Origin of the sequence: Candidatus Merdisoma sp. JLR.KK006, assembly GCF_036941035.1 — a bacterium.
GTDB lineage: Bacteria > Bacillota > Clostridia > Lachnospirales > Lachnospiraceae > Laedolimicola.
The window spans coordinates 46,160-57,146 of the sequence record NZ_JAYMNS010000029.1 but is presented as its reverse complement, the minus strand read 5'-3'; the positions used below and the strand labels follow the sequence as shown (position 1 = coordinate 57,146).

The following is a 10,987-nucleotide window of genomic DNA, read 5'->3' as shown; positions in this document are numbered from 1 at the left end:
ACACAAAGCAAAGAGGAATTAGCACAAAGCAAAGAGGAATTAGCACAAAGCAAAGAAGAATTAGTGCAAAGCAGAGAAGAATTAGTGCAAAGCAGAGAAGAACTCATCCAAAGCAAAGAAGAGCTAAAACAGGCTCTCCTTCGGATTGCACAGTTGGAAAAGGGGCAACGAGCCTGAAGATTTTTTGTAAATATATTTGACAAACATACGAATGGCGTGTTAAGATACATACCAGCGGTACGTTTGACGGACAACAAATTTACGTTCTTTGCTCTGTCAAAGAAAACGGGGAGGTACATGTACCATGGCACGCAATAAAAACCCGGAGGAAACCATAAATCGGATTCTGGATACGGCATACCGCTTATTTCTGGAGAGGGGCTATGAGTACACCTCCATCCAGGACATTATCAATAACCTGGGGGGCTTAAGCAAAGGAGCCATTTATCACCATTTTAAGTCCAAGGAGGATATCTTAGAAGCAGTTACGAACCGGATGACAGAGCAGTCCAATCGGATGCTTGCAAAGATTCGGGACAGAACGGACTTAAACGGAAAGGAAAAGCTGGAAGCTATCTTTCGGGAATCCATTAACCGGCCGGTACAGGATGAGATTTTTGCCATGGCTCCTAACTTTCACAACAATGCCAAGCTGATGGTCAGTATGGTGAACGATACTATGAAGCAGGTGGCACCCAATTATATTCTTCCGATCATGGAAGAGGGAATTGCAGACGGAAGCATTGTCACGGACTATCCGGCTCAGCTTGCGGAGCTGATTATCTTTGTGGCGAATGTCTGGATGAATCCCATGAATTTTGGGGATACGCAGGAAGAGGCCCACGGCAAGTTTATGGTGTTTCAGCAGATGCTTAAGGGCTTCGGACTGGATATTGTGGATGAGAAAATGCTTGAGCGGCTTAAGGAGCTTACGTCCATTTATCAGAAGAAAAAGTAGTAAAAATGCAATTTATAAATTGGAATTGCACCAATTGAGATGTAAAGACAAAAGGATAACAATGAAAGGGCTGTTTTTGAACAGCTTCTTCTTTTAAACAAATACATACCGACGTTCGGTATTGATTGGAGGTTATATGAAGACAATCATGGAAGTAGATTCCGTAGAAAAGAGCTATGGCAGCGCCCAGGTAATCAATCATTGCAGCTTCCGCCTGCGGGAGGGAGAAACATATGGACTTCTTGGCGTCAACGGTGCAGGCAAGACAACCTTGATGAAGCTGATTCTGGGCCTGCAAAGGATGGACAACGGCAGAATATCCATACTGGGAAATGCGGTAAGCCGCAGTCCGGAGTACTTATGTCAGATTGGAAGCATGATAGAGAATCCTGTTTTTTACGAGCACCTGAACGCAGAAGAGCTCTTGACCATGCATCTAAGCTATATGGGCGCACATGCCAATCTGCCGGAAGTACTGGGGCTTGTAGGCCTTGAGCATGCGGGCAAAAAGCCGGTTTCCCAATATTCCCTTGGCATGAAGCAGCGGCTTGCCATTGCCAGAGCCATCATTCACCGGCCCCGGGTGCTGCTCTTAGATGAGCCCCTCAATGGTCTGGACCCGATAGCCATAACGGAAATGCGAAAGCTGCTGAAAAAACTGACCAGGGAGGGCATAGCGATTTTACTTTCCAGTCATATCATCGGAGAGGTGCGGCATACGGCGGACCGTGTGGGCATCCTGTCCGGGGGCTTTATCAAGGAAGAATTTTCCGTGGAGGAAAAAGCAGCCCGTTATGGAGATCAGTTTGAAGACTATGTGGTAGCCCAGATGATTAGCAGCAATCAGGATCTGTGTTAGAAGAGATTAGTGTGAAAGCAAGTAGAACTTTCATTACTATTTGTGCCGCCAACTGAAAGGCGGCGGAATGGAGATTATTATGAAACTTATAATGGAGGAAAACCCATGAATCTATATAAGCTTGAACAAAAAAAGATAAAATGGTCCACGTATCTGTGGGCTGCAGGAGGAATTTTCTTAAGCATTCTGGCAATCGGCATTCTATTTGTCTTCATTGCCCAGACAGAGGAAGGCGATGAGTTGTTTGCAGACTGGAACGGGCTGGCGGCCCTGACAACGGCTCTGGGCTACTGTTGTTTCGGCATTCTGTCAGCCGTGATGGGCTCCAAGGTGATTGTCAATGATTACTGTGGAAAAATTGCGGTTGTCATGCTAAGCTATCCTGTAGGTCGAAAAGAAGTCCTTGGGACAAAAATCCGCCTTGTGTGTCTTTTGACGGTTTTTTCCGCCTGCGTCAGCCATCTTCTGACCCTTGGAGGAATGTATGCCATAGCCCGGATATTTCAGACCGTACCGGAAGCGGCGGGAGGATACGGAGCGATTTTTCGTATGGCTTTGCTGTCGGGAATCCTGATGGGATGCATGGCAGCCGCCCTGGGAATTGTTTCCGCTGTGGCAGGATGGATAAAGCGATCATCAACAGCCGCCATCATCTGTGCCCTGCTTCTGGTATGTGCAACGACCAATCTTATCGCCATTTCTCCCAGGCATCTGATTGGAATTATGACAGCAATGAGTGTCTTATTTGCCGCTTCCGGCATTGGAATGTACCGGCTGCTTGCAAATGGAATCGAAAACATGGAGGTTTAGAAAATGAAACAGAACTTATTTTCCAGAGATTTTACTTTGGTAGTCATCGGACAGATTATTTCCCTCTTTGGAAATGCAACCATCCGCTTTGCCCTGCCCCTGTATCTATTGAATCAGACCGGTTCCTCGGCGCTCTACGGAACCGTGATGGCATGTGCCTTTATCCCCGCAATTCTGCTGTCTCCCATAGGGGGCGTTGTTGCGGATCGGGTCAACAAGAGAAATATCATGGTGATTCTGGACTTTTTTACGGCGGCCGTGATCCTTGGCTTTTCCCTGCTCATGGGAAATGTGAACCTGGTAGTCCTTTTAACAGTGACCATGATGCTGCTCTACGGGATTGCCGGCGCCTATCAGCCCTCCGTACAGGCCAGTATTCCTGCCCTGGTAAGTCCGGAGCATTTTATGGAGGCAAATTCCATTATTAATACCATCAGCTCTTTTGCCAATCTGATTGGTCCGGTGCTCGGAGGAATGCTCTACAGCGCCTATGGATTGAAAATGGTGCTTCTGCTCTGCATGGTGTGCTTTTTTCTGTCGGCTGTGATGGAACTTTTTATTCGGATTCCCTTTGTGAAACAGGATTCAAGGGGAGGAATTTTAAAAATGGTAAATGGGGATTTTCGTGAGAGCTTTCAATTTATCCGAAAAGAAAAGCCGCAGATCGGGAGAGTAACCCTGGTGGTCTGTGAAATCAATCTGTTCCTGTCTGCCATGATCATCGTAGCAGTGCCTTATCTGGTTACGGAGTTGCTAAGCCTTGGATCAGACAGCATGGCAAATACCCTCTACAGCTTTTCCCAGGGAGCCCTGGCGGCAGGTGGCCTTACAGGCGGCATTCTGGCAGGTGTTTTTGGAAAAAGACTGTCCGTTGGGAAGGCAGGAGGTTTGATTGCGGCTGCCGCATTCGCAGTATTTCCCATAGGGCTTGCTTTGGCGTTCAGGCTTTTTGATATGGGGATTTATCTGGTGATTACCGGCTGCTGCTTTGTGATTATGGTGCTTTCCACCATGTTTTCCGTGCAGATGATGTCCTTTGTCCAGGCGGAGACGCCGGGGCATCTGATTGGGAAGGTGATTGCTGTGATTCTCACTATTTCCATGTGCGCACAGCCTTTGGGAAATGCTTTGTATGGAGTACTGTTTGAGCTTTGTGAAGGGTTCGAGTTTGCCGTGGTTCTCTTCGCCGGGGTAATTTCCCTGGTGATTGCGTTGGGAGCAGGGCAAAGATTCCGGGAGCTTGGATGAAGGATAAGAATTTGAAATAAGATTTCAGCCATTTCTATCTTCTGTGTTCGGAGGGTTTGTATGCATTCTGCCTGATAGGTATGCAAACAGCCGGACACAGAAGATCAGAAAAGTCTGCCGCCTTATTTCCCAACAGCTCCTTTTTGTCCTGTGGAGGGGAAACAATACAAAGGAGACAGCACTATGGAATCTGGCATCATGTCATTGCTATGGAATCTTTCCTATCATACACACATCCTTATTATTCCGAGCTGCAGTAATGCCGATATAATTCATCTATTTTACGTTTCATTAACTCGATCAGCTCCACAGGCTCTAATACGGTTGCATTGCTTCCAAGGGGCAGAAAATAATCGGCTGCCCACTCCAAAGTCCCACGGCGTATTTTCATATCAATGATCCCGCCGCCCGTTGAAAAGGTTTTTAATCCTCTTGCCAGTAAACATTCCGTTTCGCAGCGTTTAACGCCTATATCGGTCAGCTGGATTTTTATGTGGTAATCGTTTCCTGCCTCCAGATCTTGAAGATATTCCTGAATGGATGCAGGAATGGGATATTTCCCTTTGGGATAAGGCTTTTCCTCCACAATTTCTTTGACACGGTCAATGCGGAACTCTCGGATTTGATTTGCTTTCGTACAATATGCAGGGCAGTACCAAAGCCCATTCATAGCGTATAACCCAATTGGTATAATCGTGCGTATGCTTTCGGAATGCATGGATGAATACCGTATTGTTGCGGCATGACGGTTTACAACAATGTGAAACATGGATTTGAGCAGCGGCGAATTGCAATGCCTGTCCGGAATCCAAAATACCACCTTATTTTGAAACTGGGTGATGCTGCTTTGGATATCTAAGGGCAGACAATTCAAAAATTTTTTCAAAACGGAAATAGTTTCCTGCTCAAAGGGCAAATCCCGGTAGAACTGAAGAGCCTGGCAGGCAAAGAATATGGCCTTGGCTTCACTTTCTGAAAAAGTGATAGGGGGCAAAATACGCTCTTTTAAAATATGATACCCGCCTGCGGCCCCCACTTCCGAATAAAGGGGAAATCCGGCCTGCTCCAATTCCTGCAGATCCCGGAGGATTGTACGCTTTGACACGGAAAATTCCCTTGCCAGTTCGCCCACTGTGAAATCCTTTTTTGCGTTTATTGTTATCATCATTTCAATAAGCCGTTCTGCTTTTGACATATTTTCCTCCATGGGTCAGGAGGACATGGCCCGGGCTGACTTTTCGTCCGTAATGGGTTCATCTTATGCAGGCATGTCCGTCTGACCATCAAATTAAGGGTGAAGGATTTTCTTTCAACCTTAATATTTTTCTTTAAATAGTGACATGTCTTGTCACTATTCTATGATAAGCTATTTATACGATAAATGCAATTATATCATAGAGGGAAAGGGGATACGCTATCAACAAATATATTGCAATTCACGCCTTAGTAAATAAAAACTTGGTAAAGTCTGGTATGGGTGTAAATTGTTGAATAAAAACCGGAGGAAAAGATATGACATCGGATGAGATTCTTTCTTACTGTCTGCGGAGCTTAAAGGATACCGTATTGGTAAAGAGTTGGGGAGAAAAGGGTATTTTTTATAACCCGAACGGGGCTTTGAAGCGGGGCGTATATGTTTTAACCGTGAAGGAAAAGGATGGTGATAATGACAAAGGCTCAATACTGAATCGTGAACATGTATATCGTGTAAATGTGGGATTAAGAAAGGAGACGTTTATTGAGCGATTTGGGTATATTCCCAAACGTCCCTTGGCAGGAGAGACTGTAAATATGGATTTTGATTTTACTGTCTTAGATACCATTATCCCTCACCCTGTTTATGCCTGGATGGGCTGGGTATGTGTCTTAAATCCCTCTGATAAGACCTTTGAGGCATTCAAAGGGATGATACAGGAAGCTTATGCATATGCTAAAGAAAAATTTGAAAAAAGGAGAATGACCTATGGAAAAGCTCATGTATATGATGTTGATTGAGAAAAGCAAGACTTATAATAAGATGACGAAAAAGGTAGTTATGGAACACGTTGAGAATATAAGAAGGCTGGATGATGAAGGAAAGCTGGAAATCTGCGGCGTCTTTAAAGGATATCCGGGAATGGCGGGGATGTATATTCTAAAAACTAAAAGCCGTGAAGAAGCGGAAGAAATCTGCAAGGCGGAGCCGTTGGTTGTGGGAGGATATGCCGCCTATAAATTAGTCGGCTTGCAGATTGCCAATCGGGAAAATAATTATTTGCTGTGACAGCCTGGGTGAAGCAGATGGAGAGCAGGAAAGCTGCCCTGCCCGGCAGATAACTGTAAACTATGCCGGAGGCGGACAGCCATGGGAAGATATGATCGCCCAAGAGCGATTGGTAAGTGCAGAGCTTTATGAAATGGACATAGAGGCAGGCGAAAGGGGATATAATCTGGCCGCTATACTATTGATAGGCAAGGAGATTATGGCATCCGCTCATCAAAGCAGTACATGCTGAAAAAGGTTGTAATTCCAGGAGCACAGTCATAGTCCATGTGGCAGCGCTCTGTCATTTCCTTTACAAAAATGCAGTAGGCGGACATGCAGGAGTATTGCAGCTTTGGAAAACGGCAGGGCTTTCCCTCTGTGATAGCACAGGGATTGCAGAGACTGCAGCCGCTTGCCCCGATCATCAGCCCCGGTTCCTTAATGCTGTCAATAAGCTGCCGGGTCAGTTGGTTGTGCCGTGCTTTCACCGGTTTGATCTGTGCGTTGTCCAGGGGGTCTTCAATATCCCACATGGTCTGCAGCACCAGTGCCTGCCGCCAGGCAAGAACCTTTTTGCGCATCTGCTCAACCGTTCCGCAGTCCGGTGGGCAGGCGTAGTTGACGCCGTATTTTCCGCATAGATTTTCTTCGCAGAGAGTGCGGAAGTTAGGAACAAATACCAGTTCCTCCGTATTGATTATGGCCGCATCCGCAAAGCCAAGATCCAGTGCCAGTTTGATGAATTCTTTTCCATCCATTGTGATTCCCCTGCTTTCTTTTCTTGTTTTATCCTACCCAGTATACACCCCTTTTCACACTTTTACCATACCTTAACGGACGAAGTCCGCCCGCCCCGAAGGGGCATGAATTATTCCCTTTTTTGGTTCATCAGCTCTTCAATTAATTCCAGATTTCCCTGCTTAGAAGAAAACACAAACCCAATCTCCCGGGAAGCGATGGGAAATGGCGCCGGCAGCTCCAGAAGGGCTTCCTCCTTCAAATCAGTCTCCACAAACTCCCGAATCACACAGGCAATTCCCAGACCAATTTTCGCAAAATCAATCAGAAGATCCATTGAGGTAGCTTCCAGTATATTCTCAGGAAAGAGCTGCCGCTCCTTAAAGTATTGATCCAAATACTGCCGGGTCAGATTTTCCTTATCAAGCAGCATCAAAATCCCGGATTTCAGCAAAAGGGCGGAATCGGAAGCGGAAAGGTCAGGAAGGCGTTCCTTTGCGTTTTGTCCCAGAAAAAAGAGCATATGCTCCAGATATTCCCGGGAGGCAACAAAGACATCCTGAATCCGGCGGACCGGGCAGAATTCCATGCCATGCAGATGATCGGGCCTGCCCGTAAGTCCCAGGTCCAGATCCTCACGTTCTAGCATTTGAAGCGTATGATTGGTGGACTGACAGGCAATGGTTACCTGGACGTGAGGGTGAAGCTTTACAAAATCCGTAAGATAGGGCAGAAGTACATATTTACAGAGGGTGGAGCTTACGCCGATGCGCAGATGTCCCACTCCAAGCTCCCGGCGCAGGCGGAGCTGATGCTCCCCGGCCTCTAAGGTCTGAAAAGCGGATTTCACATGCGCAAAAAACAGCTCTCCTTCCTCTGTGAGCTGTACGCCCCGGGAATTGCGGACAAAGAGCGCCGTGTCCAGGGACTGTTCCAATTTTTTGATTGACTGGCTGATGGCCGGCTGACTGATGAACAGCTCGTCAGCCGCCTTGGAAATATTTCCGGCAAGGGCTGTGGCATAAAAAATGCGGTAGAGGGACAAGTTTTGATTCATAGACATTGCTCCGGTTTCTGTGATTTTGTGTGTATGTGCAGAACTGCTTTCCATGGACAGGAGGATATATGCCCTTATCTGCCATGAGGTATCCTGTGGGGTGATTTTATAAGATAAAGTTATAATAGTGCGGGTGTGCTATATGATTAAATTATAGAATGACTATTGTGGAAATGCAAGAAGAAACATTGGTAATATATTTTACTGTTAACAATTCATACAATCTTCACTTGACAATGGTATGATTTCGTACTATACTACCTATTGCAATGGTATGAAATCGTACTATATGAATCTTGAAATTTGTAAATCGCATCCAATTTCAAGAGGGCGTATTGGGAACCAACATCATGACATTCATTGGATTGGGAACGGCCGCTTTTCTGCCACTGTTTGCATTGCCGGATCCAGAATGGAATTTTTGTAAAAAATAAGCTGTTTCCTTGCTGCTTTGCACCTAAGTGAAACGAAAGAAAGGATAAATTTTTATGAAAGCATACAGTTCAAAAGCTATGAAGCGCTTCAATCATCTTCTTGGGGAGATTGAGGCGGTCTACCATGATATAGCCTTAAAATTCGGACAGTCGGACAGTGCCATGAGCATTCTCTATACCATCTGTGACTATGGAGAGAGCTGTCCGCTGCAGGAGATCTGCCGACGGTCCGGGATTAGCAAACAGACGATTAACTCCGCACTTCGCAAATTGGAGACGGAAGGAATTGTTTACCTGGAATCTGCAGGCGCCAGAGAGAAGAATGTCTGCCTTACCGGGAAAGGGAAGGATTTGGCAAAGGCTACGGCCATTCGTGTTATTGAGGCGGAGAACGGAATACTTGCCTCCTGGCCCAAGGAGGATGTGGAAAAATATCTGGAGCTTACAGAGCGTTTTTTAGCGGGGATTCAGGAGAAAGCAAAGGAGATAGATAAGTAAAAATTGGACAGATGAGGAAGTATTATGAGAATTTTATTATCCGATCACTTTAACTATAAAAAATTACTGCGGTTTACCCTGCCTTCTATGATTACCCTGGTTTTTACCTCCATTTACGGTGTGGTAGACGGATTTTTCGTATCCAATTATGTTGGAAAGACACCCTTTACGGCGGTCAATTTCATTATGCCCTTTCTGATGATGCTGGGCTGTGTGGGCTTTATGTTCGGAACCGGCGGCGGTGCGCTGATTGCGATGACCCTGGGACAGGGAAAGGAGGAAAAGGCAAGGAGCCTGTTTTCTCTGATTGTCTATGTGTCCGGAATCCTGGGGATTGTACTGGCGGTTCTGGGGCTTATTTTACTCAGGCCTTTGGCAACTCTTCTGGGAGCGGAGGGACAGCTTCTTGAGGACAGTCTTACTTATGGACGAATTATTCTGCTGGCAATTCCGGCTTATATTCTTCAATATGAGTTTCAATGCCTGTTTGCCACGGCGGAGAAATCTACACTGGGGCTTTATGTGACCATTGCGGCAGGGTGTACCAATATTGTTCTGGATGCGCTGTTTGTGGCAGTGCTCCGCTGGGGCCTTCCGGGTGCGGCTGCGGCCACGGCGCTCAGCCAGCTTGTGGGCGGCGTGATTCCGCTTATTTATTTTGCCCGGCCCAACAACAGCCTTCTTAGGCTTGGCAGGACAAGGTTTGACGGGAGGGCCCTTGTAAAGGTCTGCACCAACGGTTCCTCGGAGCTTTTGAACAATATTTCCATGTCCCTGGTGAATATGCTTTATAATCTGCAGCTTTTGAAATATATTGGCGAGGACGGTGTTGCGGCCTATGGGGTGCTGATGTATGTGAGCCTGGTATTTCAAGCGGTTTTCATTGGTTATTCCGTAGGGACGGCGCCTATTATCGGGTATCACTATGGGGCGCAGAATGCTTTGGAGCTGAAAGGACTGCTGAAGAAAAGCATGGTGCTGCTTGGGGCTTTTGCGGCGGCGATGTTCGGGGCCTCTTACCTGCTTGCCAGGCCGCTTTCCTACGTGTTTACCGGTTATGATGAGGGGTTGCTTACGCTGACGGTACGGGCTTTTTCACTGTTTGCCTTTTCCTTTTTGTTTTCTGGGTATGTGATTTTTGGTTCCTCCTTTTTCACGGCCTTGAACAATGGGCTGGTTTCGGCAGTCATTTCCTTCCTTCGTACTATGGTGTTCCAGGTTTCGGCAGTTCTTATTTTTCCGCTGATCTGGAAGGTGGACGGAATCTGGCTTTCTATGGTGGCTGCGGAGGTGCTGGCTCTGGGTGTGACGGTGATCTTTTTGCGTGTGGAGAAGAAGAGGTATGGGTATTGAGTGTTACTGTGAACACCATGGGTGTGAACGGTAATGATTGAGTTCGGAGTGCAGCAGGCAGAGGAAAAATCTGTGGCAAAGAATGGCTTTCTGTGATACACTTGAGACAGAGAGCAGTGTCTTTAAGTGAAGCTTAGGAAAAGGAACGGTGCAGGGGGAGGGCCGCCCCGGTGAGGGGTAGTTCCCTTCACAAGCTTTTGGGCTAAATGAATGATACTTTATTGGACGAAGTCGCCCACCCCGAAGGGATATGTATGAATGGGGTACCCGTAGGGTATCGGATGCTGAACAGGAGGGAAAGGGAATGAATTATTATGAACCTGCGGATATTGTGATTTATATAGAAGGCAGGGGCGTTGTGCTGAAAGAAAAGTCCTTGATGGCATTGGATGAGACAAGCGGAAAGATATTGGCTTTTGGAAATGAGGCAGAGCGTATGGCAAAGAATCCGGAGGATTCTGTCAAGATTGTTTCTCCCCTTCGCAGAGGGATGGTTGCGGAATATGGAGCGACGGTAAAGCTGTTTCTTTATTTTCTGCACAAAGCAGGAGAGAGAAAGCTTTTTCATAAGCCGGCAATTGCAGTGTCTGCGCCGGAAGGCATGACTGAGGTGGAAAGAAAGGCCCTGGAGGAATCGTTGTTCCAGGCAGGAGCAGGGAAGGTTTATATTTCTGAAATGACCGTGGAGGAGCTTGCCAGGAAGCTTGGGCAGGGGAACGAGAAGGCCTTGAAAAATTTTCATACCATTTTTGGGATTGTTCCGGATGAGGTTTAAAACAAAAACGGC

The 10,987-nt window shown here is 46.6% G+C and carries 13 protein-coding genes; 10 read left to right on the top strand and 3 right to left on the bottom strand.

From position 1 onward, the window contains the following. Nucleotides 1-304 precede the first annotated feature (304 nt). The 4 genes from VSQ61_RS18225 to VSQ61_RS18210 all read left to right on the top strand — a co-directional run bounded on the left by VSQ61_RS18225 (nt 305) and on the right by VSQ61_RS18210 (nt 3,875). Nucleotides 305-958, top strand: a complete 654-nt coding sequence (locus tag VSQ61_RS18225; RefSeq protein WP_334345814.1) for a TetR/AcrR family transcriptional regulator — start codon at nt 305-307, stop codon at nt 956-958. 136 nt (nt 959-1,094) lie between these two features. Continuing rightward, nucleotides 1,095-1,817, top strand: coding sequence for an ABC transporter ATP-binding protein (locus VSQ61_RS18220; protein WP_334345813.1), 723 nt, complete (start codon nt 1,095-1,097; stop codon nt 1,815-1,817). Between the two features lie 105 nt (nt 1,818-1,922). Then, complete coding sequence (locus VSQ61_RS18215) at nt 1,923-2,627, top strand: ABC transporter permease (protein ID WP_334345812.1); 705 nt, start codon at nt 1,923-1,925, stop codon at nt 2,625-2,627. A gap of 3 nt (nt 2,628-2,630) precedes the next feature. Then, nucleotides 2,631-3,875, top strand: a complete 1,245-nt coding sequence (locus VSQ61_RS18210) for an MFS transporter (protein ID WP_334345811.1) — start codon at nt 2,631-2,633, stop codon at nt 3,873-3,875. 241 nt (nt 3,876-4,116) lie between these two features. On the opposite strand, the gene VSQ61_RS18205 is transcribed toward VSQ61_RS18210, so the two are convergent. After that, nucleotides 4,117-5,070 carry a helix-turn-helix transcriptional regulator gene (locus VSQ61_RS18205; protein WP_334345810.1) on the bottom strand — a complete coding sequence of 318 codons (954 nt, stop codon included), beginning with the start codon at nt 5,068-5,070 and terminating at the stop codon, nt 4,117-4,119. 317 nt (nt 5,071-5,387) lie between these two features. Here VSQ61_RS18205 and VSQ61_RS18200 point away from each other — a divergent pair, with 317 nt between their 5' ends. The 3 genes from VSQ61_RS18200 to VSQ61_RS18190 are packed head-to-tail and all read left to right on the top strand — an operon-like array spanning nt 5,388 to nt 6,370. Further along, a complete protein-coding gene (locus VSQ61_RS18200) occupies nt 5,388-5,870 on the top strand; it encodes a DUF6194 family protein (protein WP_334345809.1) in 483 nt (160 codons plus the stop codon). Beyond that, nucleotides 5,839-6,138, top strand: a complete 300-nt coding sequence (locus VSQ61_RS18195) for a YciI family protein (protein WP_334345808.1) — start codon at nt 5,839-5,841, stop codon at nt 6,136-6,138. Before VSQ61_RS18200 ends, VSQ61_RS18195 begins: the two co-directional genes overlap by 32 nt. Then, the gene (locus VSQ61_RS18190; RefSeq protein ID WP_334345806.1) at nt 6,107-6,370 is read left to right on the top strand and encodes a hypothetical protein; all 264 of its coding nucleotides are present in this window, start codon (nt 6,107-6,109) and stop codon (nt 6,368-6,370) included. Before VSQ61_RS18195 ends, VSQ61_RS18190 begins: the two co-directional genes overlap by 32 nt. On the opposite strand, the gene VSQ61_RS18185 is transcribed toward VSQ61_RS18190, so the two are convergent. Continuing rightward, nucleotides 6,336-6,878, bottom strand: coding sequence for a DUF2284 domain-containing protein (locus tag VSQ61_RS18185; RefSeq protein WP_334345805.1), 543 nt, complete (start codon nt 6,876-6,878; stop codon nt 6,336-6,338). The genes VSQ61_RS18190 and VSQ61_RS18185 overlap by 35 nt on opposite strands. Before the next feature lie 110 nt (nt 6,879-6,988). Then, nucleotides 6,989-7,915 (bottom strand): LysR family transcriptional regulator, encoded by a 927-nt coding sequence (locus VSQ61_RS18180; protein WP_334345804.1) that lies wholly within the window; start codon nt 7,913-7,915, stop codon nt 6,989-6,991. 488 nt (nt 7,916-8,403) lie between these two features. Here VSQ61_RS18180 and VSQ61_RS18175 point away from each other — a divergent pair, with 488 nt between their 5' ends. The 3 genes from VSQ61_RS18175 to VSQ61_RS18165 all read left to right on the top strand — a co-directional run bounded on the left by VSQ61_RS18175 (nt 8,404) and on the right by VSQ61_RS18165 (nt 10,975). After that, complete coding sequence (locus VSQ61_RS18175; protein WP_334345803.1) at nt 8,404-8,847, top strand: MarR family winged helix-turn-helix transcriptional regulator; 444 nt, start codon at nt 8,404-8,406, stop codon at nt 8,845-8,847. A gap of 24 nt (nt 8,848-8,871) precedes the next feature. Continuing rightward, nucleotides 8,872-10,200, top strand: a complete 1,329-nt coding sequence (locus VSQ61_RS18170) for an MATE family efflux transporter (RefSeq protein ID WP_334345802.1) — start codon at nt 8,872-8,874, stop codon at nt 10,198-10,200. 304 nt (nt 10,201-10,504) lie between these two features. After that, nucleotides 10,505-10,975, top strand: a complete 471-nt coding sequence (locus VSQ61_RS18165; RefSeq protein ID WP_334345801.1) for a rod shape-determining protein — start codon at nt 10,505-10,507, stop codon at nt 10,973-10,975. Nucleotides 10,976-10,987: the final 12 nt, after the last annotated feature.